General features: G+C 43.3%; 10 protein-coding genes. 2 read left to right on the top strand and 8 right to left on the bottom strand.

What is annotated here, in order from left to right:
• Positions 1–60 precede the first annotated feature (60 nt).
• On the bottom strand, positions 61–2,154 hold the full coding sequence (locus tag HMPREF9447_RS16830; RefSeq protein WP_009130956.1) for a BT4734/BF3469 family protein: 2,094 nt from the start codon (positions 2,152–2,154) through the stop codon (positions 61–63).
• Positions 2,155–2,597: 443 nt separating this feature from the next.
• On the opposite strand from HMPREF9447_RS16830, the gene HMPREF9447_RS16820 reads away from it, so the two are divergent.
• On the top strand, positions 2,598–3,221 hold the full coding sequence (locus HMPREF9447_RS16820) for an HU family DNA-binding protein (protein ID WP_009130955.1): 624 nt from the start codon (positions 2,598–2,600) through the stop codon (positions 3,219–3,221).
• 167 nt (positions 3,222–3,388) lie between these two features.
• Here HMPREF9447_RS16820 and HMPREF9447_RS16815 read toward each other — a convergent pair whose 3' ends face one another.
• Positions 3,389–4,204, bottom strand: a complete 816-nt coding sequence (locus tag HMPREF9447_RS16815; protein WP_009130954.1) for a hypothetical protein — start codon at positions 4,202–4,204, stop codon at positions 3,389–3,391.
• A 240-nt stretch (positions 4,205–4,444) separates the two neighbouring features.
• On the opposite strand from HMPREF9447_RS16815, the gene HMPREF9447_RS16810 reads away from it, so the two are divergent.
• On the top strand, positions 4,445–4,780 hold the full coding sequence (locus HMPREF9447_RS16810; protein ID WP_009130953.1) for a Spy/CpxP family protein refolding chaperone: 336 nt from the start codon (positions 4,445–4,447) through the stop codon (positions 4,778–4,780).
• A 152-nt stretch (positions 4,781–4,932) separates the two neighbouring features.
• Here the strand turns inward: HMPREF9447_RS16810 and HMPREF9447_RS16805 are convergent, their stop codons facing one another.
• The 6 genes from HMPREF9447_RS16805 to HMPREF9447_RS16780 form a co-directional block, all read right to left on the bottom strand.
• Positions 4,933–6,366, bottom strand: a complete 1,434-nt coding sequence (locus tag HMPREF9447_RS16805; protein WP_009130952.1) for a glycosyl hydrolase family 28 protein — start codon at positions 6,364–6,366, stop codon at positions 4,933–4,935.
• A 180-nt stretch (positions 6,367–6,546) separates the two neighbouring features.
• On the bottom strand, positions 6,547–8,574 hold the full coding sequence (locus tag HMPREF9447_RS16800; protein WP_044138316.1) for a RagB/SusD family nutrient uptake outer membrane protein: 2,028 nt from the start codon (positions 8,572–8,574) through the stop codon (positions 6,547–6,549).
• A 22-nt stretch (positions 8,575–8,596) separates the two neighbouring features.
• Positions 8,597–11,848 carry a SusC/RagA family TonB-linked outer membrane protein gene (locus HMPREF9447_RS16795; protein WP_394330302.1) on the bottom strand — a complete coding sequence of 1,084 codons (3,252 nt, stop codon included), beginning with the start codon at positions 11,846–11,848 and terminating at the stop codon, positions 8,597–8,599.
• A gap of 78 nt (positions 11,849–11,926) precedes the next feature.
• A complete protein-coding gene (locus HMPREF9447_RS16790; RefSeq protein WP_009130949.1) occupies positions 11,927–13,177 on the bottom strand; it encodes a DUF4959 domain-containing protein in 1,251 nt (416 codons plus the stop codon).
• Between the two features lie 40 nt (positions 13,178–13,217).
• Positions 13,218–13,733, bottom strand: a complete 516-nt coding sequence (locus HMPREF9447_RS16785) for a sigma-70 family RNA polymerase sigma factor (RefSeq protein ID WP_009130948.1) — start codon at positions 13,731–13,733, stop codon at positions 13,218–13,220.
• Between the two features lie 305 nt (positions 13,734–14,038).
• A complete protein-coding gene (locus HMPREF9447_RS16780; protein ID WP_009130947.1) occupies positions 14,039–16,840 on the bottom strand; it encodes a two-component regulator propeller domain-containing protein in 2,802 nt (933 codons plus the stop codon).
• Between the last annotated feature and the right edge of the window lie 2 nt (positions 16,841–16,842).

Below are 16,842 nucleotides of genomic sequence, written 5' to 3'. Positions count from 1 at the left end.
ACGGCAACCGTTGTGATAAGTGACGACAAACCGTTTGTCGTCACACTAAAAAATAAATTATTATAACTTTTCTACCCGGTATACAATACCTTTGCAAGTTCGTTTATATTCCAGATTATTCTTCCGTAATATCCTCCCGAAGCAATTTACATTGCTTGCGGTCAGCTTAATGTCCCTATTCTTACTCCGTAGATGTTCCAAGATTTGCATAGGAGATAAGTATTCTCCTTCTTCTCCCTCTTCCGGTGAACGAAAATAACAATGGAATAGCTGCTCAACCGGGCTCATTTGCTCGAATTCTCGGTTCGTTTCGCGCAAAATAGCTTCATCGGTATCATCAAACCAGTAACGCTCGCCTTTTACGATAGCTTCCATCGCCTGTGCATAGAGTTGGCGGTAGTTGATGGTCACGTTCGTATCAATCGGTGCCGTCACTTCTATGCAGATGAAACGGCGACTGCCGCTCGGATCAGTCAATAAGTCTTTCTGATTGCTTGTGCCGATGAACGAGGCATAGCGCCGCATTTCCTGTATGCTGCTGCCATACGGTTTGCGAAGGTTGGCTACGGGCTTTTGCAGCAGATGTTTCAGAAAGCCCTGTTGATTGATGCTGACCTGGTCGAATTCATCGATGTTGATCAGCATGAAGCGTCCCAGATACAGTTCCGCATCCCGTTTGCTCTTGAAGTCCAGACTGTCGGTATAGCCGAAGCGGAGTTCGGGTGGAAGAATGATGCGGCAATAGGTTGATTTCCGAAAACCTTGCGCACCTACCAATAGGGGAGATGTACTGTTTGAATGTAACTTATCAAGTCCGCGCCAGTGAGCCACCATGTTCAGGAACCAACGGTAGAAGAGTTCCCGCCAATGAGGATTGTTGCAGGGCACAAGGTCGGCCAGTGCGCGGATGCGGTCTTTCCCGTCCCAGCGGCCCACGTTGCAGAGGTAATCTTCCACCGGATTATAAAGCGGTACTCGATTGGAGGATAAATACCTGTTCACATCCCTGTCCCACACACGGATACCTTCTTGCAGGGCATCTATTGCCACGCTGTTTTTCACACGCTGGTCAACGGGCTGGAAATAAAAATGGATGGAGTCCCGTTGCCGGTATTCCAGGTCGCCCGTTAATGCATTGAAACGGAATTCGTATCTGCGTTCCATAAACTCACTCAACCGGAAGGCGGTGTCCTGTTCCGGTGTCAGGGATTTCTTCTTACCGAAGCCTTTGCACTCCCGGTATAGATTGCGGAGGGTTGTCCGTATGGTCTGTTCGTCCGTCTGCCGGTAATAGTGATTGATTGATTGCCGCACTACTTCTTCCTCCGGTATTCCTGCCTTGAAACAGTGTTCTGCCAGGCAAACGAGTAGTTGCTGCAAGTCATCGCCCCGTTTCCATTCTTCCATTTCGTCCAGTGCTTTGCCAAGGGCTGTTTCAAATAGCAAGGTAAAGGTTTGCGAGGTTTCGTAGCCCGGTTTCAGTCTTAGCAACGGGTTCTTTTCCGTCAGTTGGCGCTGGTGAAATGTCTCTTCGCCGGGCATGCCAAAGGGCTGCTCCAGGCAGAAGGGGATGGCTTGCGGGTTGAAGTAAGGATATGTATCCAGCGTCATGCGGCAACTTTGTGCCGGAGAAGCTGCTTTCAGTGTGACGGGAAACGGCAATATAGGCTGGTAACATTGCACGGTCATGCGGTAGGCATGTGCATGGAAAGCCTCTATGTTTTCTTCTTTCACCGGTAATTTCCCGTCCGGCAGGGCGAATTTTACCCAGATTTTCACGCTTCGTCCGCTGCTTCCGGCAAAAGCCGCCCAGGTTTGCGGCAACAAAGCCGCTTGTCTTTTCACCAGCTCCACTTCGGACAATCCAGCCAGATTGTTAACCTCCAACATCACCACACCGTTGTAGTGTTTCAGTCTGCGTTCGCCATCTCTGGTTCTTCCGTATTCCACGGAAGGATAAATGCGCGGCAACTTGTCGATGTGCTCGTAATGTCCTTCGCTGTCGGGAGTTGTGTAGAGAAGCATGGTGCGCAATCTTGTGACGTGTTCCTCTTTGGTTTCTGTTTTTATCCGGTCCATCCATGCGTCTGCTTCGCAGGTGCTGAGGGCTTCTTTTCCACTCTCCCGATCTCCTCTTATCAGAGTTATTTTCATCAGTATATGTCGTTTGAAATAATTGAGCAATAAGGGTTATTCCTTAGCGGGCGCAAGGTACGCATAATATGCGCTTAAAACAAATTATAAACGCCTTTTATTGTCCTGTTAATCCTTGAAGAGTATCGCCTTAAATGCATGATAAAAATTAACGGATACTTAAGGAAAAACTTGCTTTTCCCTTATTGATTTCGTATCTTTGCTTACTCTAAAACTTCGCCCTGCAATTGCGGGCTCGACGGTTCCGATATGGGAACTGAACAGCCTGCAACTGCCCACCGGACAGCCCGCAATTGCAGGACGAAGTTTTGGACTAAGCATAAGAACATTTATCCTAAGCCAAAAGCACAAAAGCGACAGACTATATGCGCATTTCTCTGCCTTGTTGCAGCTTTCAATCACTTGGGAAGAACAGTATTAACCCTTTAAATAACAAAACAACAATGGCAGCACAGTATGACTTCCAAAGACGGCCGAACCCGAAAGGTGACGGCGAACCACAACCCCTGTATCCCCGCATCGTGAACAAGGGTACGATTGACACGGAACACCTGGTCCGTGATATTTCCCGAATGTCCAGTTTCAGTCCCGGTGACATCAATGGTTTGTTGGCGGCGATAGAAGAGCGGGTTTCGTATTATTTATCCGAAGGACACCACGTTCAGTTGGGCGACATGGGATATTTTTCGGCAGGTCTGCAAGGTCGTCCGGTGATGGACCCGAAAGAAATCCATGCGCAGACTATCTTCTTCAGTAAAGTACACTTTCGTGTATCGCCCGATTTCCGCAAACGGTGTGCCGGTTTTGTGGAGCGCGCCAAGTATGGTTTTCGTAAAAGTGCGGAACTTAGCGGTGCCGAACGTTACCGTCGTTTACTGGTGTTTTTGGAGACGCATCCATTCATCACTCGCAAAGATTACAGTAGTGTTACGGGACTTTTGAAGAATAAAGCACTGAATGACCTCAATTTGCTTGTGGAAAAGGGATATTTGAGCACAATTGGGCAAGGTTCGCATAAAGTATATGTACGTGCTGAAAAACAGGATGTTATAGCTATAAATGAGTGAAACTATCAAAAAAAACAGTGCTGATAAACTGCTTGTCAGCACTGGTCACAACGGTTGTCGTAACAAGGCAACCGTTTGTTTTATTGTATATTAGCTGTATTAGTGCTGGAGTGCTGACAATTATTGAAAAAACTCTCATTGTGTAGAAATTCCTCTTGTTTGTTTTTTCAGGGTAACACGCTTAGTGTCCACCGTTCGGTTTTTCTGATTTTATTGCGTACGGTGAGTACGTCCCATTGCGGAACTTTTTTCAATATTTCACAGATCCGTTCTATATAGAGATTTTTACGTTCTTCCATCATACTGTCCGGACGAATTATCTGAACTTCTATACTATTGATGCTGCCGTCCGCTTTGGGCAGTACTGCGCATGATATTACCACTTTTGTATTTGCCAGTTCCGGAAAATAATCTCTATTGAATTGTGTCTTGACTAATTTCATGGCATCTTTTATCGATGTTCCCTTTTTTATAGAATTCCGGTAGCTGGTTTTAGAAATGATTCTTCCTTGTTCTACCTGGTAGTCCGTTTCATTTTCATATTCCCTATTAAAGCCCATATGGACGTAATAGATCTGTTCACCGGACACAACCTTCAACTCTCCACTGAACCAAGAGGCTACTATCCGGCCTCGTTTGTCTTGATACTGATTGAAGATTCCATTTAAATCGACGGTAATCTCCGGTAGTGTGTCAGGGTACGCAAAAAGACTTTTGCTGTCTTCTATTTTTCTCAGAATCAGCTTATCATCTTCTATTTGCCATGTGGCCTGATATCCTCTCCAGCAAGCTGTACAAAAGTCCTCTTGGGAGAGATGCTCACTCACCTGTTTACTTAAGATTGAATCGTGTTCTATCGGGCACGTTTGCAACATAAAAGTATCTTTTCCGATAATGATGAGATCGGATATCTGTCCGGTTGCTTGGGTTGAAAGGAGGCAACAGAAGCAGAGGAGGTGAAAAAGGAGGAGTTTTCGTGCCATAGTAGAAAAGTTATATCTGCAAAAATAATTGTTTTTGTGTATAAGAAGGGATTTTTATATAAGAAATTTGTTCTCATCCCCTTGACTTGGTGAGAAAATAGTTTCCGTTTCATCTATAAAAACTTCCTGTTGGTCGATTTTCTTGTTGACGGGATTAAACTGTTTCATGCGAAAAGAGTCATAGATGCATATTTGGTGAATTCAATGAAAATATAACTCACTTTTAAATGCATTAGAATTATGAAGAAGCAAATTTTAGGTTTGGCCGTTGTTCTGTTTATGGGCTCGGCAGTATGTATGGCGCAGGATAATAGAGGTGGACGTCCTGACATGTCAAAGCGTATCGAACAGATGGTGACGGAATTAGGGCTGAATGAAACTCAGGCTAAAGATTTCAAGGCTGCCATGGAAGAAATGCGACCCAGTCGGAATGGTTCAGGTGAAAGACCTTCCCGTGAAGAAATGGAAAAGAAACGGAATGAAGTGGATGCGAAAATCAAGAAGATTCTGACCGAGGAGCAATATAAGAAATATGAGAGTATGAGACAGCAAAGAGGGCAGAGAAGAGGTAAATAATCATCCGGCACTTTTTTTATATATATAGTGGGGAAATCTTTGCTATAAGATATTCCTCATCGAGAAATGACGCAGATAACAGGGTTTATTCAAATTTAAATCCATGTTATTTGCGTCATGTATGTATAGCCGGGTATATGCCTTTCAAACGGCTATTTCCGGAAGGTAACTTCTTCTGTATGTTCACCTACAAAGATGCGTGCCATATCTCCGGTCTTATACCATTTGGGCTTATTGGGCATATCGTCGTGGATAACTTCACCATTTATTTTCAGGTTCTCGAAACGGATATTCTTTACCTTGCGGCTTTGGTCATATCCGGAAATCATAGAGACTTCTGAGTTTTCTCCTGTGTATGAGATGTCTTTGAACAATATATTCTCAATGCCCCTGCCCGGTGCCTTACAATATTTCTCATTGAAGAAGATGCGCAGGTTTACTAATTGTCCTTGTCTGAAATCTTCTATTCGGATGTTCTCGAAACGCACATTGCGGATCAGATTATTATCGCCTGCATTGATGGCGAGGCAGCCTTGATAATCCAATTGTTTTTCTTTGTGGTCCAGAATGTCGATATTGACGTAATTCAGGTTTTCCAGAATCTCAGGATTCTCTGTATTGCCGTGAATGCCGATAAAGATGGGGTGGGCTACATCCGCCCAGAGGGTGGAGTTTTGCATGGTGATATTTTTGCAACCGCCGGTAAACCCCATGCGTGTTCCGTAAACAGTGGTACAATCGTCAGAGTTGCGACAGAATACACCGTCGAACAGTACATTGTTACTGGCAAATACATTCATACCGTCGCCCCAACCATAGGAACTGATGGCTTTTACATTACGGATCGTTATGCTGTCCGACCCTCCTGTGGGGCATTGGGTAGTGATAACTCCTTCTACTAATACGTTTTTAGAATTAATGATACTGATTCCTGCGCCGCGCCCTTCAGGATGCACTTCTCCTCTTCCCATTATTTTTACGTTCTCGGCATTGATAGCCCGGATACAGCCTTTAACGATGGCACCGCCTGCTACGTATACTGTTTTCCCGGACGGAACATTCAGTGTATCTCTCGGTAATTGGTGTATGCCCGGACCGAAATAAATCAGATTGCGGTCTTTCAGTTTTTTCGGTTTATTCTCATCTATCGGATTGGCAAATAGGTGAAGATTATGGAAAATGTCTCCATTTACTTCTACCGATAAGTTGCGCGGACGGTTCAGTTTGAAGGTCATCGTATTACCGTCTATCGAAGGAGTTATTTCGTAAGATAGTGGACGGATGCGACCTGTTTGGATTGTTCCATGATTGAACGTTACCGATACTTCCACTTCACCCGAGAAATCAAAGTAACTCATAGAAGCTTTTTCAACAGTATGTTTGGTTTCCCGCACTTCATCCACTTTGACGGGATAGGTGGCAACTGATTGCCAGTCTTTGCCGGCTTCACGCACTTTGAGGGTGAAATCGTCCATGAGTTCTGCTCCTGCGGGGGCTGGATAGGTAATTAGTTGATTTTGTGAGTTTACGCTTTGGGTAGTACCCAATAGGATACTTGCAATAAATATATATTTTCTTAGTCTCATTATTTTATGATATTAGTTACTATATAAAGAATACGAATGATAGAGGAAATCTACTTATTCTTTTACGGAAAAGTCTTTCATATATTGTGTTTTCAGTGATAGGAATGAAATAAGGTCCGTAAGTTTTCATCAAGAAAAAGACGGACCTTATTCAATTATTAATTTTTCTGTTTTACTGGATTACCAGCCCGGATTTTGCTTCAACTGTGGATTCAGACGAATCTGTACTCTTGGAATGGGTTGCAGATAATCGCGTTGGCTGAAGAGTAAATTCCCTGCCAAAGTTGCAATGGAACGTCCGTAATCAGGATCGTTAGGTCCGGTTCCTTCATAGATACCATACTGCAGAGGATATTTTTCCGGATAGTAGCAAGGTTCTCCGAAGTAGTTGGCATCGTTAGCTTTTTCTGTTTCGTAAGCTGTTCCAAGGATGCGGTGGCCTAACTTCTGACCGGTAAGGTTGATGTGGGCAATACCCCAACGTTTTAAATCGTCCAGGCGGAAGCCTTCTCCAAAGAGTTCACATGCTCTTTCGCGGCGGATTTCGTCCAACATATTCATCTTCTTACAGATCGTTTTTCCTGTTGCATGGTCAAACCATCCGGCATCCCAAACATTTGCAATTAAATCATTTGTTAATGGAGCAACACGTGCACGTTCCCGGTTTTTGTTGATGGAGAAGTTCAGGTCTTCATCGGAAATTGCTCCATTGCCCAATTCACAAGTTGCTTCTGCATAGATTAGGTGTACCTCTGCCAAACGAATCAACGGAAAATCTGCAGATTCGCTATTGGATACAGATCTGCCTGCACCTTCAATTAAGAACTTACGACTGCCGTAGGAACTGGCTGTACTGTTGTTACGGAGAGTAGGTTTGAATACTCCGCAAGAACTTTTATAGGCAGGATCATTAGCATTGTATACATCATTGTTTTGCGGGAATACGGGGTCAGGATAGGGCTTTCCAGCTGCTGTAAGCTGTCTGCCGTCTTCTGTACGACTACTCCAGAATGTGCGGTCGGGGATTGACATTGCGCAACTTACAAAGCGATAATCACGATTACGGAATTCACCCACGAATGTATCGTAACCTTTGAACTGCGGATTGTTTTGTGCGTCCGACATATTTCCCGTATTGCTGATGCGGATAGGCAATCCGTTGCGGCACAGGAAGCTTTCACCAAATGAAGTACTGATGTTTGATCCTTGCCAGGTAGCAACTGTATGTGATAAGTTGATGCCACCTTGGCCTAAGTTATAATCATACTTTTTGTATAAGATGAACTCTTTGTTCGTTTTCTTTCCTGCATTCTTGAAGTTAGGAATATTTTCTGCTCCGTCATCAATGTTGAACAAGTAAAAATAACTCAAAGTGTCACATTCATTCCAAAGTTTGAAAGTTCCGGTTTCAGCTTCTGTAATAACCTCACCTGAAAGCTTCTTGGCTTCAGTCAACATCTTCTCAATAGAGTAGTATCCTTCCGGTTTGGCTGTGCCTGCACCCGATTCGTTACCGTTTCCGTCCAGGTCATAACTGATACTTGGAACGTATTTTTCCCATGTGGCTTCATAAAGTAGCACTCGCGCTAAGAATGCTTTGGCGGCTTCTTTACTGACTTTTCCTTTGGAGGCGGCAGGAATATCCTTTTCTTTAGGAAGTAGAGGAATAGCTGCTTCTAAATCGGCAATGATGAAATTAGCTACTTCGTAGCGACTCTTACGCGGGCCGTATATTACTCCGTCATTTACATCCAGTACATGGTCTACAATGGGGACACCACCGAAAAGTTTTAAGAGATAAAAATGTTGCCATGCACGAAAAAAGTAGGCTGTTCCTATAGGTTGGGCAATGGCTTCTTTGTCACCGAACTCTTCTGCCTTTTGCAATAGGATGTTGCAAGTACGAATGTGACTGTAAGGCTTGTCCCATTGCCAGTTGCTTTCCGGTGCTGCACCGCCTCCATTGCTGCCTAACCCTGAAATATCAAGATTACGGTCCATGACATCATAATTGGCTTTATTATCGTAGTTTTTCCATCCTTCCATATTATACAAGGCATTGGCTGCCTGTACAAAATGTTCTGGAGTCTTGAAGACAATTGCTTCTGTTCCTTGCGACAATGGCTCTTTTTCGAGGAAGTCGCTACATGCAGACAGTGACAAGGTCAATGCTGAGGCTAAGAATATTTTGTTTATTATGGTTTTCATACTCATATGTTTTAAAATTATGTTAGAATGTAAGATCCACACCAAATGTTATCAGACGGCTGAATGGGAATGTATTATTGCTACCTTCTCCCTGCTCAGGGTCGTAACCGTCTTTGATTTTAGTCCATTCCCACAAATCATCGCCTGAGAAATAGAACCTGAGTTTACTGAGGCCGGCTTTGGCAATCCATTGCTTCGGAAGTGAATAACCTACTACCAATGATTTCAGGCGGATGTATCTGTTGTTTTGTACACTGATATCTTTATTCTCATAATTGAATCTGTTGAAACCATTATCACGAGAAAGGATGGTGTACTGCGCATCCGGATTCTCCGGAGTCCAGGTTTTGCCTATGAATGTATTGTTTTGCATGGTGTAGTTCGTTATGAACGGTGCATATATATTTCCGGTTCTCAAAGTGACTTGCTTACCTATTCCCTGGAAGAAAGCAGAGAAATCTATGCCTTTCCACTCCAATCCTGCCTTGATGCTGAATGCCAAACGGGGGGCTGCATCTCCGGCATAATAGAGATCTTCGGTAGTAATGGCGCCATCGCCATTGAGGTCAACGAGTTTACGGGCACCCGGGCGGAGACGGTTGAGTCCGGTTTCTCCCGGAGCAGGAAGAATATTGTTCGGTTTTACTCCTCCGCTTGCTGTATAATAGTACATTTCATAGAAAGCATCCACTTCTTCCTGAGTTTGGAAAATACCGTCTGTCTGATAGACATAAATAGCATTGATAGGTTTGTTAATCAGTCGGCTTGTATTCTTACCCGGATTGGGTACATTTTCATTATTTGTCAATTCGAGCACCTTAGACCAGACATCCGAAAGCGAAGCGCCTATGTTATATCTGACTTGTCCCACCTGATCGTTCCAGTTAAGAGCAAGTTCCCAACCTTTGGCACGGAGCTTACCGTTGTTGGTTTTCGGAGCACCGGCACCCAGTACAGAAGGATAATCTACGCCGATGAACATACCGTTATTAGTTTTGACAAAGTAGTCGAACGAACCTCTCAAACGATTATTCAGGAAAGCAAAATCCAATCCGAAGTTATGGCTGTCGATTGTTTCCCAAGTGCGTTGATCAGATCTCATGCCATCAATCCATAGTGAAGTGTGGCTGGATGGATCTTCTCCGAAAAGAGTGCCTCCGGTCTTGATTGCCGAATAGCGTTCGTAGTTGCTGATTCCTTCTACACTACCGGTCTTACCATAATTATAGCGAACTTTCAAATCGCTCAACCAGGAAAAGTCTTTGAGGAAGTTCTCTTGTGAGATTCTCCAGAATCCAGAAGCTGAATAGAAGTTTTTCCAACGTTGTTGCTTGGATAATTTAGAAGAACCGTCACGGCGTCCTAATACTTCGATAGAGTATTTATTATCGTAACTATAGTTCGCGCGACCTAAGTAAGAAACGAATCCCCAAGAACTTTGGCCACCGTAAGCTGCATTATTGGTGCCACTAATCCACACTTCAAGGTCTGTGAGGTCGGAATCCGGATAAAGGGCTCCCATTTTGCGTGTTCCACCTATTTTTTTAGATGTTTCTTGCTCTGCAGTCATACCAACCATAGCAGATACGGCATGGACATTGGCAAAAGTGCGTTCATAGTTGGCGAAAGCTCCCAAAGTAACATTTTCCCATTTTTCGATATTTTCATCCAATGAGCCGGGACCTTGTTTGTTACCGGTAGGAGTGCCTACCCAGTCATAATAATATACCGGTTTCTTAGTTTCCTGAATGCTTCTTTGCACCAGTTTATAATTGCCGGAAGCTGAGAGAGAAAAGCCTTTCACCCATTTTGAGAAGTCGTATGTAGCTTTCATGTTACCGCGGAAAGTGGTCAGTGAGTTTTTCTTCTGTCCGCCTTGAATAAGTCCGCCTATCGGGTTGCGGCTGCCATTAAATGTATCATACGCATCTCCATTCTGATTATAGATAGCCCAGAACCAGGGGTCGAACCATCCTGCTCCTACGTCAGTAGTCGGGGTGGTAATATCACGTTTATCATAAGACATGCTTGTTTCAAATCTTAGGAAGTCAGTAGCATTATAATCTACATTCAGACGTGCACCGTACTTTTGGTCTCCATCCTCTGCTACTTTCAACTGTGAGTTGTTTTCAGAGTAGCTCAAAGAAGCGCGATAGCTGAATCTGTCATCAGCTCCTGCAATACTTACCGAGTGCTTTTGTGAAGTGGCCTGACCGTACAGGTAATCCTGCATATATACATTGGGGTCCCAACGTTCTACTTTGTCACCATTTTGAAGTGTGAGGATACTTCCGTTTCTAAGGGCATTGAATAACTTCTCTCCTTTATAAATGGTTGGCTGACCTGTTGCCGGGTCGATATCTGTTTTATCCAAAGTAGGACCACCAAAAGAGTTGAAAATCCACCAGTTGATGTTCTTATGAATTTCTTCCGGGGTGGTCAAGCTTGGATTATTGGCAACTGCATCATAGTATTGTGCATCATAGAACATTCCCAACCACTCACTATTATTAGCCAGAGGCATTTGAATACCATTGATTGTTCTGCTGACAGAACCATTATAAGAAATTTGGGCTTTACCTTTCTTTCCCCGTTTGGTAGTTACCAATACAACGCCCGAAGCAGAACGGGCACCATAAATGGCGGCAGAAGCATCCTTTAATACAGAAATGTTTTCGATGTCACTTGCATCCATTGAGTTCAATTCATCCATTGAACCGGACATACCATCAATAATAATCAATGGTGAAGAGTTACCGTTGATGGAGATGTCGCCACGAATTTTCATGGCAGCACCTTCACTACCCGGACGAGAAGAACTACGGGTAATGGTTAGTCCCGGAATTTCACCTTGCAAAGCTACCGTAGCATTGGCAATACCTTTGTTGGCAAAAGCTTCATCACCTTTAATCTGGCTGATAGCGGAGGTCAAGGATGCTTTCTTTTGTGCACCATAGCCGGTGATTACTACCTCATCCAATAATTCTGAATCTTCCTGCAATGTGACATTAATTACAGTTTTTCCGGCAACTGGAATTTCCTGAGTTTTGTAACCTACAAAGGAAATGACTAATGTACCTTTGGCATTATTTAAAACGAAATTTCCATCAATATCGGTGATGACCCCATTAGTTGTCCCTTTTATACTGACATTTGCACCAATAACGGACTCTCCGGTATTATCTATCACTTTACCGCGTATGGTTTGTCCATCTTGTTGTATTTCCTGCGACTCTTGTACTGCTGCGCTGACGTTATGTGCGGGAGATAACATTGCCAAGCATAAAGTAGCCGCAAATATAAATTTCTTTCTCATGATATAAACATATTTACGTTTTTAGTATTAGATTTATTATTCGGCACCATAGACATTGATTTCGGAAACCATTGCCTGCGCACCTGTGCCTTTATGTTCTGTTCCGAAATACACTTTGATGTATCTGGCAACCGGGTTGGAGTTTATACGGTATACCTGCGGAGCATCAATGCCCGGATCAAAAGTAAAGGCACCATGATCAGTCCATGTCCAGCTATCAGGATTTTCTTTGTTTACTGCATTTTTGTCAGAACATGTGTAGAAGAACTGTCCTTTCTGACCTCTGGCATCGCCTTGACGCCGTATCAGTTCAATGCTGCTGATGGTGATATCCTTACCCATATCAACAATGAACCAGTGCGGATAACTGCTGGCTTGTTTCCAGGAAGCGTGCCAATAGGTAGCTAAATCATCATCGAGCATGGCAATAACACGTCCTGCCGGTGATTTGCCACCGCCTTCTCCGATTGACTCTTGTGAACTGTAACCGATAGTACCGGCATTGGAACCGTCGTTATAACCCGGGAATGACCAGTTAGCTTTGGATATTTTCACTACAGCAGTAGGAGTAATTTTGAATTCGATAGATTCAGATGTATTTTCGTCCGTATCTTCGGTAGTTACATTTACGATGCACTCTTCGCCTGATAAAAACTCATCTTTACCATATGAGAGTTGGACAAACTGCTTGCTTTCTGAATTTCCATTCACTTGGAATTTGAATGTGCCGGCTTTCTTAGAATCACTTGCTGCATAGTAATTGAGGGCAATGTAAACCGGAGTGTTATAGGTGTTTTTCCAGTTTACATATATTCCTCCAAGGTCGGGAGTTAGTGTAATGGTTTTAGCTACGTCTACAAATGCCGGTGTTTCCGGTGATGCGGATACTTCGACAGCTCCTTCATTGTTACCTCTTACAGAACAAGCAAATAGCGAGAAAGAAACAGCATTGGTATTACCAAAACCACTGATAGTGGCTTGTGCAACCCCACTATCATTCGCTTTTTCTTTTGAAATGAGTTTATACTTTTTTACTCCCTTTGTATTTGTGTACTCAATTTTAGTATACATGAAACTTTCACTGGTAGGATTGGTCCAGGTGAGATATATTTCTCCGGGACCGGATTCCGTACTTACATTTGTTACTTTGGCCGGTGCCTTGTCATTGAGTTTTATTCTTCCTTCTCCATCGTCATTGCAAGAACCGAAAAAGACAGACAGAGAACACAAAATCACCGCAGAGAAAAAGGCTCTCTTCAACGGGAACTTTAGCAAATCTTTCTTCATAACTATAAATTTAAAATTAACACTATTATTTTTAATCTAATTAGATGCACTGTTTAATGAAATCACGTACCAGCTTACGGCTGACAAACAGATGGTTTTCAACTGTACGCTGGGAGAGATTCAATTTCATGGAAATCTCTGAAACAGACTGTTCCTGAAAACGATTCATAACATAAACTTTTCTCCGTTGATCGGAAAGCATTTGTAGTTTATGTTTCTCTAAACTCAATAGATCGTTTGCAATAATCTGACTTTCAGCTTCATTAGTATAGATTACTGCGTGGTCATACATATAAGAGGTTATTTCTTGTCTTTTATAGTGACGGCGCAAGTAGTCTGTTACCAGATTGCGGGCGATGGTATGAATGAAAAACTTCACAGTGTCCGGGCGAAGCATTTTCTTATAATCCATTAAGCGCAAGAATACATCTTGGACTAAATCTTCAGCTTCCTCTTTACTGTTTATCTTATAATAGATATAAAGATAGACAGAACGACGATAACTCGTATAGGAGTCTGTTACTATTTGAGTGGAGGTCATGGTTATGTCTTTCATGTTTCAGACTTGGTTAATGGTTTTACATCAGCTTTACGATTGCAAATATAAAAGCTAAAAAGAGGAAAACAATTTTTTATAGTGCTTAACAAATCTCATCTCATTAACTTGGACTATAAATAAGCTAATTTGCTGAAATATATCTATTTAAGAATTTGAGACTCGTAGTATCAACTAATAATTTGAGACTCTGGGAGAGAAAACATGGTTGTATATACCTGTTTGCAACAATGAAAAGGGCGGCCACCTTTCAGTATACTGAAAGATAACCGCCGAAAAACGTTCGATGTACTCTATCAGATGGATTATTCGTTGTTTTTTCCGATACTTCGGATGTACTCATTGGGAGTGATGCCGGTAGCTTTCTTGAAGTAACGGAAGAAAGAGGCACGTGAACTGAAACCACATAGTTCGGCAAGCGCACCTAATGTGTATTTGGAAGATTCGTCTTGATTGATGAGGCGTTTGAATTCCTCAATACGATAATCGTTGATATAGTCGTAATAGTTCCGGTTAAGATATTGATTGAACAGGTAGGACAGTGTATGGGCTGACCTGCCGAGCATGGTTGCCAGGTCGGCAATTTTCAGGTCCGGGTTGGTGTATGGCTTGTCGCGGAGCATCAATGCTTCCAACTTTTCCGTCAGGTGCTGGCATTCTTCAGCACTTATTTTATTGGTTTTGTACTTTTCTTCTGCTGCTTTTTCTGGTTTTACAGTTTTCGGCTCTTCTTCCGGAAGCTGGATTGCCGGAGCTGCTTGGGCTTGTTTCACTTTCCTCTTCCGTTGATAGTAAACGTAACCGATAAAGACTAATGCAATGGAAACAGCAATGATGCTCCATGTCTCTATAGGGTATGCGATATGGACAGCTGTGCATACCACTGATTCAGGATTTCCGATGTAGCGTACTTTGAAGAGATACGTTCCGGAAGATAAGTCGTAGTAAGTAATCTCTGACGTTCCGGTCAATATCTGCCAGTCTTCGTCTTCACCTTCCAGCTTGTACTCGTAAGTCATATAGGCGGGGTCGGTATAGGTGAATCCGGAGAAGTGGAAGGTCAGGTTATTTTGAGATGATTCAAGTTGTATTTCGGAAACTTCCTTACTTTCAATGACCGGATGAATGGGCTTTTTTCCGTTGACGTAGATATCTGTAATAGTCAACGGATAGTTATAACTCTTCATCAGATTATTCTGTTTGAAATTCATGTAGATGAGGCCTTTGGAGTTGCCCATCCAGATATTGCCTTGCTTGTCTTGCATGGGAGGGCATAGCGTAAAGATGGAACTGGGAATGCCGTCTATAAAATTATATGGAATGAAAGTTTCCTTCTTGTCATAGCGGTAGAGTCCATTGTTGGTTCCTATCCAGAGCCAGTTCTCGTCATCTTCCAGTATGAACATACCGTCTTTTCCTTCCAGTTGAGTGTCGGGTTGTAGTCTCTTGAAACGGCTCATAGAAAGGTCGGATATGCATAAACTTCCTTTGTCCGGCAGGAAATAAAGGTTATGGGAGGAGTCTTCATATACGACTCTGATCTTTTCTTTATGGATAAAATTCTCCGGGAAAATGTCGGTCTTCAGACTTTCCGAAGACGGGTCCCAGATGCACATGCCGTTCTCCGTACAAATCCATCCTTTCTGAGTGGAGTCGAAATAGATTTCGTAGACGTTTCCCTCCGGCAGTTTAGAGTTGGCACTGGTGTAGTGCTTTATTTTTTCTCCGTCCTTGTAGCAATAAAGCCCCATGGAAGTACCTATCCATAGTTGGTTTTTATAATCGGATTTTATGCAGAATATCTGTCCCCGCATGAAGGGTTGCGGTTCGTCGGGTTCGAAGTCATGGATAGATAGATCAGCGGGGTCGAAGATGTACATGCCACCGCCATAAGTCCCGATGTAATACTTATCCTGGAATTTGTAGATGCAGAAAATCATGCTGGAACGTAGTTCGGGTGATTTAAAATTCTTGAAACGGTGCTCCTTTTCGTTAATATAGAACAGACCGTCACGAGAACCAATCAGTTTTTCATGTTCGGTTATGGCGATGCTGCGCACGGGCATATCTTTGGAATCAAAATAGGGCGGATAGCTGTATGTGGAGAAGAGGCCGCTTTGATACAGGCTGTAGTCCAGTCCCAGTTGATAGAAACCTATCCATATAAGTCCGTCACGGTCTACCAGCAGTGAGTATACGGAGTTGGAGCGGATGCTTTCGTCCTGCCCCGGTTCGTGGCGGAAGGAGCGTATGGTTTTCATTTGCCGGGTAGAGACAAAATGGACACCATTTCCATCGGTACCTACATATAGAATGTCCTTTCCGTCGCTGGACAGGGAAGAGATCACGTTGCACCCTACATCAACGGAGTGACTGAATCGGTGTGTCTGCGTATCGAAGCTGATAATGCCCTGTCCCATTGTGCCGAGATAGAGCCTATTGCCGATACGGGCGACATTATTGTAGGAACAGACGTGCTTGTCTTCTACTATATTATGATAAGGAGTGATTTTCTTATCAGTCAGTGTCAAGGAATAGAGCCCATTATTGGTAGCCATCCAAAGAATATCATTTTCATCGAGGCTTAGTCCAGTGATGATATTGGAGGAGGAGAGTATATTGGAGTCTATCAGGATTTGTTCCAGGTTTCCTTTTTTGTAGATAAACAGCCCGGCTTCACTGCCTATATATAAGGTGCCTTTTCCATCGGGTAGGAGGGTGCGGACGCCATAGTGTAGTGTTTCGGTGGCGATGGGTTCAAGAATGTTTTTTTCGGTATTTACTCGCCAGAGCCCCATGCCGTTGCCCATCCATATTTGGTTTCCTTCCATTTCGGCAATGGCATTGACGCGCTTTATCTTTTCGTTGGCACCGGAAATTAGAAAATGTTTCAGGCGTGTGCCGTCATAGCGTTCCAATGAATTACCGGTACCTATCCAGACGTAACCAATAGAGTCTTTGTATAAGGCATTCACCACGAGGTCGGAAAGTCCTTCGGTCACGGATAGTCCCCGGAAGACATAGGTGTGGCAATAGCTTGGAAAAAAGCTAAATAAGAATAATAATAGGATGATATATCTTGATATGTTCTTCACTGTATAATACATTT

Origin of the sequence: Bacteroides oleiciplenus YIT 12058 (assembly GCF_000315485.1) — a bacterium.
In the GTDB taxonomy this organism is placed as follows: domain Bacteria; phylum Bacteroidota; class Bacteroidia; order Bacteroidales; family Bacteroidaceae; genus Bacteroides; species Bacteroides oleiciplenus.
Note: the sequence above shows the minus strand (reverse complement) of the source record. Positions and strands in the feature narration are given on the sequence as shown.